Source organism: Psychrobacter alimentarius, assembly GCF_001606025.1.
Classification (GTDB): Bacteria; Pseudomonadota; Gammaproteobacteria; order Pseudomonadales; family Moraxellaceae; genus Psychrobacter; species Psychrobacter alimentarius.
The window spans coordinates 1,806,339-1,826,869 of the sequence record NZ_CP014945.1; the positions used below are offsets into that span (position 1 = coordinate 1,806,339).

A 20,531-nucleotide genomic window follows, 5' to 3' on the forward strand; every position below is an offset into this window, starting at 1 on the left:
AATGTCCTAAGTTAATTTATACCATTTTTTCAACATAACTCACTAGATATTATCTCCATTTTGTCCTACATTCTCTTACCAAGGTAAATTTACTAAATCGCCACTTTGTTTTAAAACCAACATCGTGGATGTCTCTAATACAGATGGTATCCCTTGGAGCACGTTTGCGACAAAGAGAGTTAGTGCATCTGTATCCGCAACCCACACTCGCAGCAAATAATCGTAGTTTCCAGCGACCAGTAGAAACTCAGATACTTCAGGATGACTTTCAATCTCATGAATGAATTGTTCATGGCCGTCAGGAGTGTGTCTATTCAACTTAACGGTAATAAGAACACATATATTAAGTCCCAATTCTTTAGGACTAATATTTGCTGAGTATCCAGTAATGAATCCATCATCTTCTAATTGACGGATACGTCTACCACAAGCGGTTGCAGAAAGCCCGACTTGGTCTGCCACTTCGATGGTAGATTTTCTGCCATCCTCAACTAGTGCTTTTAGAATTTTTTTATCTATTCTATCTAGCTTCTTTGCACTCATTCTCTACTATTCTCTATTTTATTGACGGATACGTCTAGTATATTGCTAATAGGCTAGTGATAACAAACGATTTCGTTAATGCTCTTACTGTAAAATACCTTTCTAGAAGATTTGCACTTTCATAAGGATTACACAGTACGATGCAACCTATATCTAGATTGTCCATGACAGCAGCGTTTGCGTCTCTAATGTCTCTACAGATTGGCGCAGCATTTGCCAAGACTATTTTTCCTTCGGTTGGCCCTGAAGGTGTTGCGGCATTGCGCATTGGTATCACCGCGCTGATTCTCTGCCTAATGTTTCGACCTTGGTCATTGAAGGTTGAACGTTCATACTGGCCCAGTATAGTCATGTATGGAGCAATGATTGGAATAATGAACATTCTGATTTACCGTGCCTTTCTTTATATTCCCATTGGCATAGCGATATCGATAGAAGTACTTGGTCCATTGGGTGCGGCGTTACTTTCAAAAAAGCGCAAGTCAGATGTTATGTGGGTGCTAATTGCTTTAATCGGCGTATTTCTGCTGCCATACGGACAGTCTGGTTTTACCCTGAATGCGATGGGCGTTTTCTATGCTGCTTTAGCGGCTATTAGCTGGGGTATTTATATCAGTTGTGCCAGCAAAGTTTCTAATTTAGGAGCCAACGGAGTAGCAATAGGAGTAAGTATCGCTTCTATATTTGTTGTCCCTATTGGTTTTACTCAGGCTGGTCTAGCTCTGCTCAAGCCTGAAATTTTAGCCGTAGGATTAATTATTGCGATTTTATCGAGTGCTTTACCGTTTCTGCTAGATATGTATGCGCTCAAAAGACTGCCAAAAAGCCTCTTTGGTATATTAATGAGTGCTTCACCAGCGGTTAGTGCAATAGCTGGTTGGATAATACTAGGTGAAGCGTTAAGTTCCATTCAATGGACGGGGATTTTAGCCATTAGTGTCGCTTGTATTGGAGCAACCTTACCTGCGTATACATCAATTAAGCCAACCTATAGAAAGTTACCTGGAGGGTAGATTCCGTCCGAAGCAGTTAAGAAAGTGCTGTCCAAAAAGTCTGACTTTAACCTCTCTCATACCCTTCAGTGCCTTTATAATCATGGATAGTACGGTGTAGCTACTCACGGATGTGCTGATCTTCTAAATTCATGTCATGACAATATTTTACGCGCAACTTTAGCTCAACTGCTCTAATCAAGCTTAAACGGATGATGTAACTAACGTATACACTAATAGAACTATTTCATTAAATCGAAAGGCCCGTCAGGGCCTTATTATTTTCTATTGAGCCAGTTCGCTTTCTTTGACATCAGCGAAGGGTGCAAGAATACCACTATCAAACTCACGTAGCGTTTTGCCACTTTTAACTCTCTCAGGCCAGTCAGGATTTGCAAGAGCGCTTTTGCCGATAGCGATATAATCTGCGCCTAGTTTTAGTACCTTATCTGCCTTTTCCGCATCATCCGTACCGCCATTGGCTATAATAATCAGTTTAGGTGCTACGTTACGAGCAATTTCTACCAGTGAGTACGGACTATCTTCAAATGCCGGTCGCCAAGCCTCGTACTCTGTAATGTGAACATAATCCACACCTGAGATAGCCAAAAGTGAAAATACTTTTTCAGCGCCTTCTTTTCCTTCTTTCCATTTATGGTGGAAGTCATTCACTTTTGCCTGTGAAATTCGAATACCCACAACAGCACTTGGTCCAACAGACTGACGTACAGCCTGAATGACCTCAAGAATCAGTGATAAGCGTGAAGCAATATCACCTCCCCAGTGGTCACTGCGTTGATTGGTATAGTCCGTGAAGAACTGGTCAAGTAGATAGCCGTTGGCACCATGAATCTCAACGCCATCAAATCCAGCTTCATTGACAGCGCGTGATGCCGCCACTGCGAAACTGCGGATAATGTCCTGAATATTGTTTTCTGACAATTCTAATGGCACATTGTAATCACCTTTACCGTGATAAAATTCTAGCTGCTTACCTTTCGGTTGAATGGCAGAAGGCGCGACTGTATGCGAACGGTAGATATTTCCTTGAGAAAGTGCACCAGAATGTTGAATCTGAGCGATAACTTTACTTCCGTTCATGTGCAAGCTTTCAGTGATCGTACGCCATCCTTGCACTTGCTCATCATTGATAAGGCCAGCCTGACAGTCATAAGTCTGTGACCACTCATCGTCAATATAAATACCTTCAGTAATCACTGCGCCAAAGCCTCCTTTAGCAAAACGCGTGTAATAACGCTGCATCCTCTCACCAGGCACACCAGTCTTAGAAGCTGATATACGCGTCATTGGGGCAACTACCAGGCGATTTTCAAGGGCAAGCTGATTGATACGACCGGATTTAAAAGCAAGTAAGTCAGACATAATAAGAATCCTTTTTTCAGTTATTAGTTTATAAAATGATTATAATAGGTGTACACCCGCTTAAAAACAGGCTAAGACGATACGCCTGTATAACGGATTTCGTTATAAATGAATTTAAAAGATATTAATGCTTTTCTGATGACATCACAGACTCATAGCCTCACACAAACTGCTAGACGGCTAAATACCACACCGATGACGATTTCTCGTCGTTTGGCTTCTCTTGAGAAAGAGCTTGGTAAGCGTCTATTGCATCGCACCACGAGAGCTGTGGCGCTGACTGATGAAGGCGAAGAGTTTCTTCCGTATGCTCAAGCGATGGCAGAAGCCGAACGTGGCGCACTCAGTCTATTTTCTCCAGAAAGAAAAGGTGCAGTGGGTCAGCTTCGCATTACGTCGCCTTCAGGGTTTGGGCGACGAACCATTATGCCAGTGCTTTCTACGCTGTTGGATGACAATCCCGATTTGAATGTTGAGCTGCATCTTAGTGATAACATCACTGATATTGTAGGACTAGGTTTTGATGTGGCTATTCGCATCGCGCCACTGCGTGATTCACGGCTTATCGCACATAAGTTATCCGATAATCAGCGTGTATTATGTGCCTCTCCCGAATATTTACAGCGCTGTGGTACTCCAAAATGTATGGCAGATCTTGCAAATCACAGCTGCCTTCGCTTAACGAGTGTTTTTCAATGGACTTTTATGACAGATGGCCAGCCAACCAGTGTCACTATTGATGGTCGCTTTAGTAGTAGCCATGTTGAAGGTGTTAGAACGCTGTGTAAATCTGGCGCTGGGCTTGCACAGCTGACAGAGTGGGATGTTCGTGAAGAGTTAAGGTCAGGAGAGCTGGTATCATTACAACTTGAGGACGTCAGTCCGCAGAATCTGGCTGTCTGGGCTGTTTTTCCAACAACCAAGTATTTACCAGTCAGGGTTACTGTCTTTTTAGAGGCACTTAAACATGAGATGTGGAGTCAGATGCAGTAGCATTTACTGTAATCATAGAAGATGAACGAGCACGTACTAATTTGATTAGGATGATTAGCTGAATTTCTTACTTACTGTCTAATCGAGTTAGTAATCATACAATCCTTATACAACATGAATAATTTGATGCCTGTATAGCGCATCGGTCATGAATAAAATATGTACGGCAGGTACACCGCCTCGTACAATTTGACTATTTCAGTGAGCAAAGCCTTCGCAATCATTAGCTTATAGCAAAAATTTCAAGTCCTAACTAGGAAACCGAACCAGTTAAGATCCCTGAATGGTTCGCCATAGGTATACCCCAAGGGAACTAGACATTTCGCCCCTTCAAACCTATTAATAGACTACTCAAAATATACTGCCATAAGAAACCACCTATATTAGGTCACGTTTGATAATTTATAAATGGGAATTGCTGATACCAGTATTGTCTAATCCTGCGAAACAAACCTTGCTAAGGCACCGACCAACTTATGCAAGAGGTATATTGACAATAGATCTGTCTGCCATCTCATTTGCCATTATTAATGCTTGGTATAAGCTGGTGGCACTCGCACCGCCACGTCCTGCCAAATCAAGCGCCGTGCCATGATCGACCGAGGTGCGGATATAAGGCAGACCTAAGGTTAAGTTGACCGTATCGCCAAATCCATGCGACTTGAGTACAGGCAATCCTTGATCATGATACATAGCAATCACTGTATCACAGTTTGCCAAGTGTCTGGACGTAAATAAGGTATCAGCAGGCATTGCCTCTGATATATCTACGCCAGCATTGATAAACTCACGTAGCACAGGATTGATAATCTCAATCTCCTCACTCCCCAGATGACCGCCCTCGCCTGCATGTGGATTGAGACCGCAGACCAAAATGCGTGGCTGCGTCAAGCCAAATTTTTCACGCAAGTCATCGATGACAATTTGTACCGTTTGGCGTACGTTTTCTGCAGTGATAGCAGCAGGAATGTCTTTGAGCGGTAAATGGGTAGTCACAAGCGCGACTTTCATGGCTTGATTGGCCAGCATCATGACCACTTTTTCACAGCCGCTTTGCTGCATAAAAAACTCGGTATGACCGCTAAACATCGTGCCATCCGGCAGTTTGATACCCGCATCTATCAACGCTGATTTTTGTAATGGTCCTGTGACAATTGCCGCCACAGTTTGATTTGTCGCAAGCTTATGCGCAATCTCTAATTGTTTTGCCACCATCGCTGAGTTATCAATATTAATTTGCCCAGACGTTACAGGCGCGTCACAAGGTATATTGAGTAGCACAAAAGCCTGGTCAGTATCAGTGCTTTGTTGCGATATCTGCTTTGTTAAAGCTTCCTCTTTTAAATCATCTATATCAAAGGTTTGCCAAGTAGGACAGATTTTGAGCACACCAGCAGCGATAAGTGCGTCCGCACGCTTTTCCATGGCGTTCGCATCAGCAGTGACCCATATTGGACGCAAAAAATCTTGCAACTTATTTTCAGCTGCCAGTAGCAACACAACATCCATACCAATACCAGCAGGTTCACCTGTGGTCAACAAGAGCGGTCGTTTTTCCTGACTATCATTATGTTTTTTTTTCATATAAGTCACCGATTTTATTGTATTTTTAGTCGTAGTATCATTGTCATGTCTACTGCTTTGAGCCATTATTTGACGACACCAAATCCAGAGAATTTTGTCATCAGAACCATCAAGATGTTTATAATGTGATAGAATTTCGCTTCTGATTGTAGCATTTACTCAGGCATGCTGAGACTCCATTTTGATACTTCTGTTGTAATAATCAAACTTGTGGGTTGTGCGCTATTATCGACCCATTCTAGTCACAAACCTGTTTTATACCGACTTTTAACACATTAGGCACTCATGGCAGACACCGAAAAAACCGACGAACTACTCAATCAGACACCGCCACATAATATCGATATCGAAAAGGCATTACTTGCGTCTTTGATGAGTATTGAAGAGGCGTACGACAAGATTGCCGATATCGTCACCAAAGATGACTTTTATGCAGGGCGACATCAGTATATTTTCGATGCCATTGCTCACCTTGCAGCCGTCAATGAACCTTATGATACGGTCATGGTGCATGACTGGTTAGAAGCACAGAAACTCTTAAAAGGTGCTGGCGGTGACAGTTATTTGGCAGATATTTTGAGCCAAAGTCCTGCGACGTTGTTTAACCTGACCGCTTATGCTCAGCGTGTACGTGAGCTATCAACACTACGCCAGCTCATTACTACGGGCAATGAGATGCTAACGCTTGCTTATAACCCAAAAGATCAAACCGTCAGCGATATTTTAGACAGTGTTGAGGGCAAGATATTTAGCATTAATGAGCAGCACAACAAACGTGCTGAGCAGCGTGGGCCTGTTGGGATCACCTCTGTACTGACCAACGTTATTGATAAAATACAAGAGCTAAAATCAAACCCTGATGGCATGATTGGTCTACAAACGCCATTTGTCGAATTGAACAACAAAACACAAGGTTTGCAAGCAGGTGATTTGATCATTGTGGCTGCCCGTCCTTCTATGGGTAAAACCACTTTTGCCATGAACTTAGCAGAAGGTGTTTTATTCAATGAAGATCTGCCGGTCGTGGTATTTTCGATGGAAATGCCAGCCGAATCCATCGTCATGCGTTTGCTGTCCTCATGGGGGGCGATTAACCAGACGCATCTGCGCTCTGGGCAAATGAACGAGGATGAATGGGCAAAAATGATGAATGCCATTCAACATTTGCAATCTAAGCATTTATACATTGATGATAGTACGGCACTGCCGCCATCTGAGATGCGCTCTCGCTGCCGACGTATCGCCAAAAACCATGATGGACGTTTGGGCGCTATCGTCGTCGATTATCTACAGTTGATGAAAGTACCAAGTCTAGACGGCAACCGTGTGGGCGAGATCTCTGAGATTTCTCGTAGTTTAAAAGCGCTGGCACGTGAGCTTGAATGTCCCGTTATTGCCCTATCTCAGCTTAACCGTAGTCTAGAAAACCGTCCGAATAAACGCCCTATCATGTCGGATCTGCGAGAATCTGGTGCGATTGAGCAGGATGCCGATTTGATTATGTTCATCTATCGTGATGAGGTTTATAATGAGAACTCCGACCACAAAGGGGTGGCTGAAATCATCATTGGTAAACAGCGTAACGGCCCGATTGGTACCGTGCGATTGGGTTTTGAGGGGCAATTCACGCGCTTCATCAATCTGACACCAGAATATTATCAAGGTGTTAGTTTTGAGAATGATGAATAATATGCTCAATATATACCTAGTCAGCGGCAACACTCTCGTCTGATTGTAGCCAAGAACATCTATAAGACATAAGTTATAAACACAGCCAGTGGTGCATCAACATGATTGATGCGCCACTGGCTTTATGCTTTCCTACTATCATTCCATAGCTCTGCTAATTTCGACATTTTGCTAATAAAGAAGGTGATTATGCGTACCATTACCATCAAACCAAAAGCCATTACTCACAACCTCAATCAGGTCAAAAAACTGGCGCCACAATCTAAAGTCCTTGCAATGGTTAAATCCAATGCCTATGGTCACGGGGTGGCAGCAGTACTACCAGCGTTAACGCAAGCAGATGGTATTGGCGTTGCTACCTTTACCGAGGCGTTAGAAGCGAGACAATTGGGCTGGAACAAAACCATTGGTTTGGTAGAAGGGGCGTTTACCGCCGATGAGTGGCAGCAGGCGATTGAACATGACATCAGCTGCGTGATTCATCATGTACCGCAACTGACGTGGGCATTGGACAATATCCCGCCAGTTGAAAGCGCGACCAGAGTGGTGTGGCTAAAATACAATACTGGCATGAACCGCTTAGGTTTCAATGCCGAAGGGGTTATGGCAGCAGCTAAGCGTCTGCATGAAGCAGGATACCAGCTGATATTGACCACGCATTTTGCCAATGCTGATAACCGCGACCATCCGCTAAATGCGTTACAAATACAGCGTTTTACCGATGTCCTAAATGCTTTACGAGAGAGCATTAGTGCTGATATTAAAGGCTCATTATGCAACTCAGCTGGTACCGTCAATTTTTCAGAGCATCATCATGATTGGGTACGTCCGGGTATCATCTTATATGGCAGCTCACCCGTCATTGATAAAAGCGTGCAAGAATTAGACTTACAACCTGCTATGAGTTTTAGTGCCCAAATCATAGCGCTGCAAACTGTCAATGCCAATGATGCAATAGGTTATGGTAGTCGCTGGGTGGCACAGCAAGATACTAGAACAGCGCTAGTAAGCGTGGGCTATGGAGATGGGTATCCACGTGTGGTCAGTGACGATGCTTATGTGTCTGTTATTGATAGTACAAATAACCAAAGCTACCGGTGCGCTGTGATTGGACGTGTGGCCATGGACATGATCGTCATTGATGTCAGCACTGTACCAGAGGACGCCCATTTGTTAGATAGTCAGGTATTGCTGTGGGGAGATGCGCCGCACATTGATGAAGTAGCCGTACATGCTGACACCATCAGCTATGAGTTATTGTGCCGTGTAACAATGCGACCAAGACGCATACAAGCATAATGGTCGCAAGGAAATGACAAATGAATGGTCTACTTAAGTGACTTATCATTCAGCGTAAATTGAACATTTACATTGGAAGTAATTACGCTATACTAAAAGTTTGTTGTCACCCCAGCATATGCACTAATGCGATGCTATTGAAGACTGATAACGTTTCACTGACTGCGATCGACTGCTAGGATTACTATGAGTTTGCGCCATTTTTTGACCTTATCTGATTTAACCAAACAAGAACTAGAAACCCTGATCAAACGCGCGAGCGAACTGCGTAAGATGCAACATGCGGGCGAGATATATCAGCCCTTTGTTGGTCGTACGCTTGGTATGATTTTTGAGAAATCTTCTACCCGCACGCGCATATCTTTTGAGACTGGTATGGGTCAATTTGGCGGTAATGCTATCTTTTTATCGCCAAACGATACCCAACTTGGGCGCGGTGAGCCATTAGAAGATTCAGCCCGTGTCATCTCCAGTATGGTCGATATCATTATGATTCGTACCTTTGGTCACGAAAAGGTCGAAACCTTTGCTGAATACTCTAGTGTGCCTATTATTAATGCGCTGACTGATGAGTTTCATCCTTGCCAGTTGCTTGCTGACATGCAGACTTACTATGAGCATCGCGGAAGTATCGAAAACAAAATCGTGACATGGGTCGGTGATGGCAACAATATGTGCTCGTCCTTTATGCAAGCCGCCAATCAGTTTGGCTTTGAGCTACGAGTGGCTGCGCCCTATGGCTTTGAGCCAGATCCAAAACTGATGGAACGCTTTTCTCATTGTGTGAGCTTGGTCGAAAATGTACAAGATGCGGCAAAAGATTCTCACTTAATCGTCACCGATGTATGGGCGAGTATGGGACAAGAATCTGAACAAAACACCCGTGCCCGCCGTTTTGCACCATATCAAGTGACGCCTTCATTATTAGATAAAGCTGATCCTGAAGTGGTGTTTATGCATTGTTTGCCTGCACATCGTGGTGAAGAGATTTCTCACGATATGCTTGATGACCCTCGTTCAGTGGTGTGGGACGAGGCAGAAAACCGCTTACATGCGCAAAAAGCCTTGATGGAGTTTTTATTAAAAGACAAAATCAAACTGTCTTAATAAAGCCTCTGCGCAAATCATTTATAAAATAACGCATATAAAAAAGGCAGATCACCTTGATAGTGGTCTGCCTTTTTTGTGTTTATCCAAGCGTTAACGCTCAATTAACGAAGCAGTGTTTAACGGATTAGCGTCTCAACCCCGTTACTACTAGCTTTTAGCAGCACATCTGCTTGATTGGCGGCAAAAATGCCATTACAGACGACACCAACGATATTGTTTAACTCTTTTTCAAGCGCTACTGGATCACTGACGTCTAAATCATACGTATCAAGAATCACATTGCCATAGTCAGTGACAAAGTCTTCACGGTAGACTGGCTCACCGCCCAGTTTAGCCAACTGGCGCGCCACATACGAGCGTGCTTGTGGTAATACTTCAATCGGTACCGGAAACGCGCGGCCTAGTGTTTCGACACTTTTGCTCGCATCAACCATGCATACAAACTTATTTGAAGCCGCCGCAACGATTTTTTCGCGAGTGAGTGCCCCGCCGCCGCCCTTTATCAGTTGCAGATGCTCATTGACTTCATCAGCGCCATCAATATAAACATCAAGCGTACCCGCAAAGTTTAAATCTACGATTTCTATACCAAGCGCACGTAATTTGTCTTCCGTCACCTTCGAGCTTGCAACAGCTCCGGCAAGCTTTAGCGTCGGCAACAGCTCAATCAAACAGTTGACCGTACTACCTGTTCCTACCCCAAGTATCATATTGTCTTCAATGTAACTTAGAGCAGCCTTGGCTGCGGCTTGTTTTTGTGCTTGCTGATCACTCATTATAAATCCTTGGTAAAATAAACGTATCGTCTTAAAAGAAGTAGAAAGCTAAAAGAGATAAAATGCGCGGCTATTATAACCGATGACTTTATTGAATGTCAGCGTAATCCTTTTTCTAAATTTTAAACCGACCACAGTTTCAGCTCATACTGTTTTTTTGGATTAAGTTTAAACATTTGACAAATAAGGCAACCAAAAGACCAAAGCCAGTAACGTCGCTAATAGTACAGGCGGCGTGATAAGTAGTCCAATTTTCATATACTGGCCCCAGCTGATCTTATAATCTTTTTCTGCCAATACATGCAACCATAATAAAGTCGCCAGACTACCGATGGGTGTGAATTTTGGCCCCAAATCATTACCAATCACATTGGCATATATCATCAACTCTCGAGTCGCTGCCGGTACTTGTGCGCTATCAATGGCCAATGCGCCAACCAGTGTGGATGGCATATTATTCATAATAGACGCCACAATGGCAGACAAAAATCCTGTGCCTAACGTTGCTGTCATTGCGCCCTGCTGCCCCAGCCAACTTAAAATTTGAGCGCCATAATCGGTGAGTCCTGCATTTCCTAAGCCATAAACAACCAAATACATGCCGATCGAAAACAGTACAATTTGCCAAGGTGCATTACGCACAACATCACGCACGGACACCACTGCCCCGCGACCACCTTGCCAAAAGCGACTTGCAATTGCCATCAGGAGTAAGGCCGCCGCGCCAGTGACGAGTGAGATATGTAATCCCAATGACTCAGTTGCAAAATAAGCCATCAATAATAATGCCAGCAATGGGAAAGCGGCTTTGAACACTAAAGGATCTTCGATAGCGGACTCAGGCTTGCTCAGATTGGCAATTGAATAATGCGTTGGAATATGGCGATAATATGCAATCCACAACACTGCTAATGTTGCTATCACAGAGACGATATTGACGGGCACCATAACCGCTGCATAACGCCCAAAACCAATATCAAAATAATTGGCACTGACAATATTGACCAAATTAGACGTCACCAGTGGCAGACTTGCTGTATCGGCAATAAAGCCCGTCGCGATGATAAAAGCCAGTGCAGAGGGTGGTGAAAAATTCAAACGTAGTAGAATAGCGATAACAATCGGTGTCAAGAGTAACGCGGCACCGTCATTGGCAAAAAATGCCGATATAAACGCACCCAAGATAACAATCATAGGAAATAGCAAACGCCCTTGCCCATTGCCCAATCTTGCCACATGCAGCGCTGCCCACCCAAAAAACCCTGCCTTATCTAAGATAAGCGAGATAATGATAAGTGCTACAAAGGTAAAGGTCGCATCCCAGACAATATCCCAAACCACGCTCACATCAGACCATTGCACCACCCCAAAAGCCAAGGCAATCAACGCTCCGCCTAATGCACTCCAACCAATGCCCAACCCTTTAGGCTGCCAAATCACCAAAACCAAAGTCACAATAAAAATAATGAGTGCAAGCATTGAACAGCCTTATTTAAGTAGACTCAATTTAGAACCATTAATTTAGTAATGAGGTTAAATTGATTTTTGATTCACGCGGCGTGAGAGTTCCTCAGCACTTTCTACGCGTTCTGAATAGCGATCCGTTAGATACTCTGAGCGCCCACGTGTGAGCCAAGTAAACTTCACCAATTCTTCGCAAACATCCACAAGACGCAGATATAAAGGAGACATGTCCATGCGATTGTCATTGTTAAATTCTAAAAAAGCTTTGGGAATAGAAGACTGATTAGGGATAGTAATCATGCGCATCCAACGACCAAGAATCCGTAGCTGATTGACCGTATTGAAGCTTTGACTGCCACCACTCACTTGCATCACTGCCAGCGTTTTTCCTTGGGTCGGGCGTACGCCACCAAGTGATAATGGTATCCAATCGATCTGTGCTTTCATAATACTGGTCATACTGCCGTGACGTTCAGGACTTACCCAAAGCATGCCTTCTGACCACTGTGCCAGCTCTCGTAATTCTTGCACCTTGGGATGCTCGGCATCTGCATCATCTGGCAATGGTAAACCTGATGGGTCAAACATTTTGACCTCACAGCCATACCAACGCAATAAACGACTGGCTTCTTCGGCTGCCAGTTTAGAAAATGAGCGTGTGCGTAAAGACCCATACAATACTAATATCTTGGGTGGATGACGCGGATCACTTGCACCAAGCAAAGATTCAATATCAATCGGTTGTATGTGATTTGGATCAATATTGGGCAACTCGTCAAAATTGATACTCTCTAACGCTATCGACTCTAAGTCAGCCGATCCAAGGTTTGCTTTTTCTGCTTGGTTATTAAGGTTGTCCATGATGAATAACCTCTCCATCCTCTTTAGTAAAACTACTCACTGGCGTGTCCAATAGACCAAACACTCGCTCTGAAGGGCGGCACAATGCCGCGCCTTTATCCGTAACCACAATAGGACGATTGATTAAAATAGGATGAGCAATCATCGCATCAATCAACTGATCATCAGAGACACTAGCATTATCTAAACCCAGCTCCTTACAGATTGGCTCCTTGCTACGTAGCAGCTCGCGCGGAGAAAGGTTCATTTTTGCCAAAAGCTCAACCAAGTAGTCACGCGTTGGTGGTGTTTTTAGGTACTCCACCACTTCTGGCTCCTCACCTGAGGCTTTGATAATAGCTAAGGTATTACGTGAAGTACCGCAGTTAGGATTATGAAAAATCAATGGCTTCATAGCAACCTCATCTGGTTTGTGGGTGTATTTATCAAAATATATGTCAGTAATCATCTTAATGGTCTGCTTTAACCACTTCGCACCCACTCAAGCTACTGACAAGCGATGCGCACAATTCCGGATGTCCTGCACAGCAGTCTTGCAATAAAAACTGAACGACCGCTTCCATATGCGATAAAGAAGCACGATACACTATTTGACGGCTGTGTCTTTTTGAGACGACCCATCCAGCTCGTGCCAGCACAGACAAGTGCGTTGACATAGTATTGTGAGGCACGTCCAATTGACGGGCTATTTCACCCGCAGGTAAGCCACTCGGCTCTTGATTGACAAGTAACCGAAAGGCTTTTAAACGAGTGTCTTGAGAGAGCGCAGCAAAGCTGGCGATAGCAGTAGTCATTTCCATATGTCCAATAATACAGACATATTGAAATACGTCAAGTGTCTAACACGGAATTTTATTAAGTTGCGCCGCTCATTTTTACTGGTTCATTCTTAAAGCCGTCAATCATAGCAAAAAATGCAATTGTGTCTTGCAAGACAATCAAAATCAGCATAGGCTAATCTATTTCATTTTTTATATTCATTCATACTTCTTATATTCATCTACATTTTGTTTAGGAATTACTATGCTGTCACGTTGGGTAAGAGCCATTTTGCAAGCCACCGTCTATGACGTTGCTATTCAAACACCACTTGAAGCGGCACCCAAGTTGACTCAACGTTTTGCCAACGATATTCGCTTCAAACGTGAAGACTTGCAACCCGTAAAATCCTTCAAATTGCGCGGCGCTTATAACCGTATTAGCCAATTGAGCGACGAGCAAAAAGCACGTGGTGTGATTTGTGCCTCGGCTGGCAACCACGCGCAAGGGGTCGCCTATTCTGCTCGCAAGTTATCGCTTAATAACATCATCGTCATGCCAACCACCACACCAGATATCAAAGTAGATGCGGTGAAAGCACTGGGCGGTAATGTCGATTTACATGGCGATAGTTTTGATCAAGCCAATCGTTACGCAATTGAGCGTGCCGAGCGCGAAGGTCTTACTTTTATCCCGCCCTATGACGATGAGCTGGTCATTGCTGGACAAGGCACTATTGGTTTAGAGCTGACTCAGCAGTGGCGTAATATGGATTATGTCTTTGTAGCGGTAGGCGGTGGCGGTCTAATCTCAGGGGTTGCTGCGTTCTTAGGGGAAGTCGCGCCGCATGTCAAAGTCATTGCGGTAGAAGCGGATCAATCTGCCTGCTTGAAGGCAGCACTTGAAACAGGTGAGCGCGTTAAACTTGAGCAAGTCGGATTGTTTGTAGATGGTGTGGCAGTCGCGCAGATAGGCGAGCTACCTTTTGACGTGGTACGTATGCAAAAAAGTGATCGCTCAGGTCCTGTGGTCGAGCCTGAAGTCGTTACTTGTACCAATGATGAAGTTTGCGCCGCCGTCAAAGACATTTTTGAAGAAAACCGTAGCATTGTCGAACCTGCTGGTGCCTTGTCTGTGGCTGGCATGAAAAAATATATCAAAGCGAACAATCTACAAGGCAAAAACTGCGTTGGCATCGTCTGCGGTGCCAATATGAACTTCGATCGTTTGCGTTATATCGCTGAGCGTACCGAAATTGGCGAGAAAAAAGAAGCCATTTTTGGCGTGGCCATTCCTGAACAAACGGGTGCTTTCTTGAACTTCTGCCGCAGTCTACATGGACGCAACATTACTGAGTTTAATTACCGTGCTAATAGCAAAAAATCACCTGATTCTATGGAGCCAGCAGCAATCTTTGTCGGTATTGCCTTAAAAGAAGGCGAAAAAGAACGACAAACCATTAGTAATCAATTGGCAGTTGACGGCTATGAAGCTCATGACTTAACAGATGATGATATTGCCAAATCGCATATCCGTCATTTGATTGGTGGTCATGCTCATATCGAAAACGAACAGCTGCTAAAAGTAGAGTTCCCAGAGCGTCCGGGCGCTTTGCTGACGTTCTTAGAAAAATTGGGCGATGACTTTAATATCACCTTGTTTCATTATCGCAATCATGGCGCTGCTGAAGGGCGCGTTTTGGTCGGCTTGCAAGCCACTGAAAGCAACTCGCGCCAACTACAAGATGCCCTACTCGATATTGGTTATGACTGTACCATGCTAAATGACAATATCGGATATCAGCTGTTTTTGAAATAAGTACAAACGATCATCTAGCAAGTCAGTTTTTTAATGGATTAAAGAACTGACTTTGATGAATTGATAGAGAGTACTAGTTTTTAGCCCTCTCTCATTTATATTAGACATATTGATATTGGGCAGTTATGAAAAACATAATAATGGTCATAGTTTTATTAACTTTAGCGCTCTTAGCTTATAAGACCCTTCAACCTAAAACATCCATAAGTGGGTCTACAGTTGATGCTGTAATCGATATACCAACTGCCACTAATTCTCCATCTACCGATTTTAACGACATACCACCAACGTACGTTGATTCTAACCCATCTACAGCATCAGCCCCAATAGCAGAGCCAGTATTAAGTACAAAACCAGCTGCACCAAGCTTTACGTGTGATGGCAGACAACATTGCTCGCAGATGACCTCTTGCGCAGAAGCCACCTATTTTAGTAATAACTGTCCCAATACCAAAATGGATGGTAACCATGACGGTGTGCCTTGTGAGCAGCAATGGTGTAACTAGTTTTCCATATTACACCTACTAAAAACGTACCCTTTTTATCAGAATACAGAAGGAAGAGATCATCTTAATAAGGTCCTCTTCCACGTCTTTTTTTATTTCAATGATCATGCAAACTTTACTATGCTCAATGACAAGATCTATTTGCAAATACAAAATTCGCCCTAATATTATTAGTATTGTCTTGTTTTAAATAGAAATAGAAATCAATACAGAGTAATTATTATGAAAAACAACATTGATGATAAAAATCAAGCACTTGCTAGAATTCGTCTTGATAAATGGCTTTGGGCAGCACGTTTTTATCGGACGCGTACGCTTGCTAAACAGGCCATCGAAAGTGGACGGGTGCACTATGGTGGTAGCCGGGTGAAAACCAGTAAAGAGATTGCGGTCGGTGATGAATTAACGATTCGTCAAGGTTCAGCCACTGCGATGACCGAAAAAACCGTCATCGTTGAGGCGCTATCTGCCCAACGTGGTAATGCCGATGCGGCTCAAGTCTTATATTCAGAGACTGAGGAAAGTGAAACGCGCCGCGCTTATTATGCCGAGCAGCGCAAACTTGCCAACCTTGCCAGGCCCGACAATAAACCCAATAAAAAAGAGCGCCGTGACATTCAACGGTTTAAAAGTAAGCAAGATTAAAACCATCAAAAACTTACATCACGCTATCAGATGACCCTATTGTTCAGCCTCTGCCCTTGCCATTCAAGGCATTACACGTTACGCTGATAGCTGTTTTTAATCGATTGCATGTTAATAAGGGCCACATACGTTACGTGGGTTTCTTATGGCATGTTTTTTTTGTTATGAAAGGTCATATTATGCTGCTAAAAACTTGTACGCCATCGTCGGTACTGTTGGTTTGCTTAGGAAATATTTGCCGGTCTCCCACTGCTGAGGAGATTTTTCGTCAGCAAGCAGCCATTGCTGGCTTATCGATTAAAGTAGATTCAGCAGGCACAAGTGATGGTCATGTAGGCTCTGCACCTGACGAGCGCTCACAACGACATGCAAAGTCGCACGGTTATAAAATCAATAAATTGGTCGCGCGTCAAGTAAGTGATGATGACTTTCGAAATTTTGATTTAATTTTGGCAATGGATGCGCAAAACTTAGCTGATTTACAAGCCATGAAAGAGCGTTTGGAAGGTTCAGAAGATGATTTGGCTAAGCTTGCTTTGTTTAGTGAAGAAGATCCTACATATAGCGGTGACGATGTTCCAGACCCTTATAAAGGCGATAACGATGACTTCGAAGAAGTAATTGAACGTATTGAGTCAAGTGCTCAAGCTTGGATTGAGAGTTGGAAAGCTTGCTAGGCTTGAGTATTAATTTATGCGCCTTTTATGTTTTGTATCCTTTATAATAAGTGCCGCATGGTTTGCCATTTATTCGCCACATAGGCTCTGTTATGACCTCAACTTTACATCTCGATAGTAGCGCTCAGCCTACCATAGACATTGATTTTCCAAACAGATTACTTTCTGAGTCATCGGTGGATTTATCGCATAGTAATACAATGGCATTGGCTTGTGCAGCTGGGTCGGTCGTAGAATTAACAGATGAATCGCAGCTTGACGTTTTTATGGCAAGTTATGAAGACATTATAAGTCAAAAGTCATTATTTGTACTTTCTGGTGGCAGCAATGTCTTATTGCCAGCGCAGCTAGACGCAATCGTCTTACAGCCGAAAATGTGCGGTATTACTTTGGTAGCGCAAATCGATGAGTACGTAGACATTGAGGTCATGGCAGGCGAAAACTGGCATGACTTGGTGGTACATACGGTAAACCAAGGCTGGTATGGACTTGAAAATCTTGCACTGATACCTGGTCTTACTGGAGCGGCTCCTGTACAGAATATCGGTGCTTATGGTGTTCAGCTAGAAGATTGCTTAGAGTATGTACGCGCTTATCATTTACCAACCAAAACATGGCATCAGTTAAGCACAGCTGATTGCGAGTTCGGCTATCGTGATAGTATCTTTAAACGTGCACCCAATACGTGGTTAATCAGTTGCGTTGGGTTTAGATTGCATACTGATGTCAACAAAGTCTTAGCCAGTTATGGAGATGTAAAAACAGTTGCACAGCGCTATGCTGAGCAGCAAGACCGTACGCAAGTGACTCCTGTAGATGTGATGCAGGCTATCATAGATATCCGTCAGCAAAAACTGCCCGACCCTAAACACCTACCGAATTGCGGTAGCTTTTTCCAAAACCCTATCATACCTCAAAAGCAATTCACCCAATTACAAACCACCTACCCTACTATCGTTGGCTACCCCATGCCTGATGACATGGTCAAAGTTGCAGCAGGATGGCTTATTGAGCAAGCAGGATTAAAAGGTGGCGGCATTGCACCCATCGTTACTCATCAACATCAAGCCTTAGTACTGACTAATCATACGCCTTATCAAGCAACCCAATATGACGTGGCAACCTCTCAAAAATATATCGCCACGGTTGTTTTTGAAAAATTTGCCATTCAATTATCACGTGAGCCAGTTTGGGTAAATACGGATGGCTCAGTTGGATATGATGAGTATGTGGCGTAAATCGTCAAGATCCAAAAGACGGTCATCTGAGCAACCGTTATCTAAAAGACTGTGGCGATATTATTTGCGTTCAGCTGAACGTATGATGAAGCTGTTTCGTATTATCAATATTACTTTTGTGCTTGGTTCAACGACGGTTATTTTAGTGATTATCAGTTTATTCACACCGTTGTTTTCTCAAACGATTGTTTATCTATTTACTCTGCTACCGTTACCTAAAGTGTCTGGCATGGCGATGACTTCGCCACCGACTGCTTACGTAGTATTAGGAGGAGGATTAACCAATAATAATAACAATCAAATCATCCTCAATAACTACAGTCTCAATCGTGCTCGTACGGCTGCTAGCGCCTACCATGACTTGCCTTTGCCGATTGTGTTGAGCGGTGCTGAAGCACCATGGCTCGGTCAATGGCTTATTGAGCATGGCATCGATGGACTGATTAGCGAAAATGCCAGTATGAATACTTGCGAAAACGCGCGCTTTACTGCCAAACGTATTCCTCTGCATCATGTGTACCTCATTACCGATAGCTACCATATGGCACGCGCACGTAGACAATTTGCTTTAAATGGTATCAATAGTACGCCGCTTAGTGCTCCTTTACCTGTCAATCGTGATTGGATGAAACCTGCACAAAACCTGAGCCATTCAAGACGTGCTGTTTATGAAGTTGCCGCCTATTTGCGTGATGTGATACGACCGCAGGTAGATTGCCGTCAGGCTAGAGACGTGACTTCACAACAGTTGCTAACGCCAAGAGGTGATGCTGAAAAGACAACGGCTGAATAGTGGCAAACGTTGGTCTACAAAAGCATATTTTATAATACTCATTTGCCTCACATTCATCACCACACTGACAATGGGTGTATAATGATCAGGGAAACCGCTATTTAAGAGAGTTACCATGCTCAGTATATTTTTACTAATTCCATTAAGTCTCATGCTGTTTGTGGTTGCCATTTGGGCCGTACGATATGCCGTCAAGTCAAATCAGTTCGAAGATTTGGACAACGCCTCACAACGTATCATCTTGGACGACCGCCAAGAGCGCAGGCAAACCATGCAAGCTCATACGCATGTAGAGCCTACTTCCCAGAAGAGCGAGCTGACTGTGACGAACATCAATAACCCAGAATCAGACAGTACCGGTACAGAACTCGCCGATCACGCTGATAAAGAAAAAATATCAAAACTTTGACTGTAATCTGTCCCCCTCTTTCATTGAGCTACTTATCATACTTTTTGACTAACTCTCAAAGACATTATTAGGTTTTCTTTTTTAGGAGATGCCCTCTATGACCACAGCTTTACTTGTTGCCGCGTTACTCATGGGGTTTTTTGGCTCTCCGCATTGCCTAGGTATGTGCGGCGGTCTTGTAACCGCATTCGGGTTATCGATGAAAGATTCAAGCCCAGCCAAACGTCGTGCGCTGGTTGCCACTTATCATATTGGGCGTTTGGGCAGTTATGCATTTTTAGGTTTGATCGCAGGCTTGATTGGTACGACTGTGCTAGAGCCATTGATGACTGGTAACAATCTGCCACGTATTTTATTGGGCTTAGTACTGGCCTTTGTTGGCGTAACCATGCTTGGTGCGCCGTTTTTGAATAAACTTGAACGGTTTGGTATGCGTTTTTGGCAGTACCTAAGCCCCCTTCGTCAAAAAGTATTCCCATTAAACACCTTTCCACGTGCTTTGACTGCGGGTCTGCTTTGGGGATTTTTACCTTGTGGTTTGGTATATGGTGCATTACTTATCGCTGTGGTTGCTCATAATCCTATAAGCGGTGCGGCACTCATGTTTGTTTTCGGTTTGGGAACAGTGCCGATGCTTGTAGCCACTCATGAAACCGTTGGCTGGTTGCGTGATAAAATTGGACGTTTCCGTTTAAGACAACTCAATGGTGCTGTGCTAGTGATATCTGGCTTAGCAGTTGTATTTACGCCCATCGTCATGTCTAGTATGCATGGTGGACATAGTCACGGTGGCAGCCATACAACTATGGATCACAGTAGCCATTCTGATATGAGTCAAATGAATCACGATATGAACCCAGAGATGGATCATAGCATGCATGATATGAGTGATGACACTGAGACGATGCATCATGCTCATTGATTTTTAGAGAGTGTCTATAACGTCAATTTTTTCTATGAATAATAAAAAAGTTCCTACTCTCGCTTCTGAT

Annotated in this window: 21 protein-coding genes and 1 pseudogene; 13 read left to right on the forward strand and 9 right to left on the reverse strand. The window is 43.6% G+C overall.

Annotated features, from left to right (window positions below):
* Positions 1–75: 75 nt before the first annotated feature.
* Positions 76–543: an Lrp/AsnC family transcriptional regulator gene (locus tag A3K91_RS07350; RefSeq protein ID WP_062844677.1), complete on the reverse strand. Its 468-nt coding sequence runs from the start codon at positions 541–543 to the stop codon at positions 76–78.
* A 164-nt stretch (positions 544–707) separates the two neighbouring features.
* Between A3K91_RS07350 and A3K91_RS07355 the strand changes: the two genes are divergently transcribed.
* Positions 708–1,556 (forward strand): EamA family transporter, encoded by an 849-nt coding sequence (locus tag A3K91_RS07355; protein WP_228139831.1) that lies wholly within the window; start codon positions 708–710, stop codon positions 1,554–1,556.
* 264 nt (positions 1,557–1,820) lie between these two features.
* On the opposite strand, the gene A3K91_RS07360 is transcribed toward A3K91_RS07355, so the two are convergent.
* A complete protein-coding gene (locus A3K91_RS07360) occupies positions 1,821–2,918 on the reverse strand; it encodes an NADH:flavin oxidoreductase (RefSeq protein ID WP_062844679.1) in 1,098 nt (365 codons plus the stop codon).
* A gap of 108 nt (positions 2,919–3,026) precedes the next feature.
* Here A3K91_RS07360 and A3K91_RS07365 point away from each other — a divergent pair, with 108 nt between their 5' ends.
* Positions 3,027–3,911: a LysR family transcriptional regulator gene (locus A3K91_RS07365; protein WP_062844680.1), complete on the forward strand. Its 885-nt coding sequence runs from the start codon at positions 3,027–3,029 to the stop codon at positions 3,909–3,911.
* 474 nt (positions 3,912–4,385) lie between these two features.
* Here A3K91_RS07365 and pdxA read toward each other — a convergent pair whose 3' ends face one another.
* On the reverse strand, positions 4,386–5,495 hold the full coding sequence (pdxA, locus tag A3K91_RS07370; RefSeq protein WP_062845924.1) for a 4-hydroxythreonine-4-phosphate dehydrogenase PdxA: 1,110 nt from the start codon (positions 5,493–5,495) through the stop codon (positions 4,386–4,388).
* A gap of 285 nt (positions 5,496–5,780) precedes the next feature.
* On the opposite strand from pdxA, the gene dnaB reads away from it, so the two are divergent.
* The 3 genes from dnaB to argF all read left to right on the forward strand — a co-directional run bounded on the left by dnaB (position 5,781) and on the right by argF (position 9,590).
* Entirely contained in the window at positions 5,781–7,184 is a 1,404-nt protein-coding gene (gene dnaB / locus A3K91_RS07375; RefSeq protein ID WP_062844681.1) for a replicative DNA helicase, read from the forward strand.
* Between the two features lie 189 nt (positions 7,185–7,373).
* Positions 7,374–8,483 carry an alanine racemase gene (gene alr / locus A3K91_RS07380; protein WP_062844682.1) on the forward strand — a complete coding sequence of 370 codons (1,110 nt, stop codon included), beginning with the start codon at positions 7,374–7,376 and terminating at the stop codon, positions 8,481–8,483.
* 186 nt (positions 8,484–8,669) lie between these two features.
* Entirely contained in the window at positions 8,670–9,590 is a 921-nt protein-coding gene (gene argF, locus A3K91_RS07385) for an ornithine carbamoyltransferase (RefSeq protein WP_062844683.1), read from the forward strand.
* Between the two features lie 119 nt (positions 9,591–9,709).
* Here argF and rpiA read toward each other — a convergent pair whose 3' ends face one another.
* From rpiA to A3K91_RS07410, 5 genes are all read right to left on the reverse strand, one after another.
* On the reverse strand, positions 9,710–10,369 hold the full coding sequence (gene rpiA / locus A3K91_RS07390) for a ribose-5-phosphate isomerase RpiA (protein WP_062844684.1): 660 nt from the start codon (positions 10,367–10,369) through the stop codon (positions 9,710–9,712).
* A gap of 168 nt (positions 10,370–10,537) precedes the next feature.
* Positions 10,538–11,848, reverse strand: a complete 1,311-nt coding sequence (locus A3K91_RS07395; RefSeq protein WP_062844685.1) for an arsenic transporter — start codon at positions 11,846–11,848, stop codon at positions 10,538–10,540.
* A gap of 54 nt (positions 11,849–11,902) precedes the next feature.
* Positions 11,903–12,694 (reverse strand): arsenical resistance protein ArsH, encoded by a 792-nt coding sequence (gene arsH / locus A3K91_RS07400; protein ID WP_416231978.1) that lies wholly within the window; start codon positions 12,692–12,694, stop codon positions 11,903–11,905.
* Entirely contained in the window at positions 12,681–13,088 is a 408-nt protein-coding gene (arsC, locus tag A3K91_RS07405) for an arsenate reductase (glutaredoxin) (protein ID WP_062845926.1), read from the reverse strand. Before arsC ends, arsH begins: the two co-directional genes overlap by 14 nt.
* Before the next feature lie 55 nt (positions 13,089–13,143).
* Positions 13,144–13,488, reverse strand: coding sequence for an ArsR/SmtB family transcription factor (locus A3K91_RS07410; RefSeq protein WP_228139832.1), 345 nt, complete (start codon positions 13,486–13,488; stop codon positions 13,144–13,146).
* A gap of 229 nt (positions 13,489–13,717) precedes the next feature.
* Between A3K91_RS07410 and ilvA the strand changes: the two genes are divergently transcribed.
* Positions 13,718–15,271, forward strand: a complete 1,554-nt coding sequence (gene ilvA / locus A3K91_RS07415) for a threonine ammonia-lyase, biosynthetic (protein ID WP_062844687.1) — start codon at positions 13,718–13,720, stop codon at positions 15,269–15,271.
* A gap of 187 nt (positions 15,272–15,458) precedes the next feature.
* Here ilvA and A3K91_RS14210 read toward each other — a convergent pair whose 3' ends face one another.
* Positions 15,459–15,695, reverse strand: coding sequence for a hypothetical protein (locus A3K91_RS14210; RefSeq protein ID WP_062844688.1), 237 nt, complete (start codon positions 15,693–15,695; stop codon positions 15,459–15,461).
* Here A3K91_RS14210 and A3K91_RS14215 point away from each other — a divergent pair.
* From A3K91_RS14215 to A3K91_RS07450, 7 genes and pseudogenes are all read left to right on the forward strand, one after another.
* Positions 15,640–15,777 (forward strand): annotated as a pseudogene (locus A3K91_RS14215) (excalibur calcium-binding domain-containing protein); the annotation flags it as partial. The gene A3K91_RS14210 and the pseudogene A3K91_RS14215 sit on opposite strands and share 56 nt — an antisense overlap.
* 222 nt (positions 15,778–15,999) lie before the next feature.
* Positions 16,000–16,422: an RNA-binding S4 domain-containing protein gene (locus tag A3K91_RS07425; protein ID WP_062844689.1), complete on the forward strand. Its 423-nt coding sequence runs from the start codon at positions 16,000–16,002 to the stop codon at positions 16,420–16,422.
* A gap of 179 nt (positions 16,423–16,601) precedes the next feature.
* Positions 16,602–17,099: a low molecular weight protein-tyrosine-phosphatase gene (locus A3K91_RS07430; protein ID WP_062844690.1), complete on the forward strand. Its 498-nt coding sequence runs from the start codon at positions 16,602–16,604 to the stop codon at positions 17,097–17,099.
* Between the two features lie 200 nt (positions 17,100–17,299).
* Complete coding sequence (gene murB, locus A3K91_RS07435) at positions 17,300–18,337, forward strand: UDP-N-acetylmuramate dehydrogenase (protein WP_237182769.1); 1,038 nt, start codon at positions 17,300–17,302, stop codon at positions 18,335–18,337.
* Positions 18,338–18,401: 64 nt separating this feature from the next.
* Positions 18,402–19,130, forward strand: coding sequence for a YdcF family protein (locus A3K91_RS07440; RefSeq protein WP_416231977.1), 729 nt, complete (start codon positions 18,402–18,404; stop codon positions 19,128–19,130).
* Between the two features lie 115 nt (positions 19,131–19,245).
* Complete coding sequence (ccoS, locus tag A3K91_RS14220) at positions 19,246–19,539, forward strand: cbb3-type cytochrome oxidase assembly protein CcoS (protein WP_062844691.1); 294 nt, start codon at positions 19,246–19,248, stop codon at positions 19,537–19,539.
* A gap of 97 nt (positions 19,540–19,636) precedes the next feature.
* Positions 19,637–20,461 (forward strand): sulfite exporter TauE/SafE family protein, encoded by an 825-nt coding sequence (locus A3K91_RS07450; protein ID WP_062844692.1) that lies wholly within the window; start codon positions 19,637–19,639, stop codon positions 20,459–20,461.
* Positions 20,462–20,531: the final 70 nt, after the last annotated feature.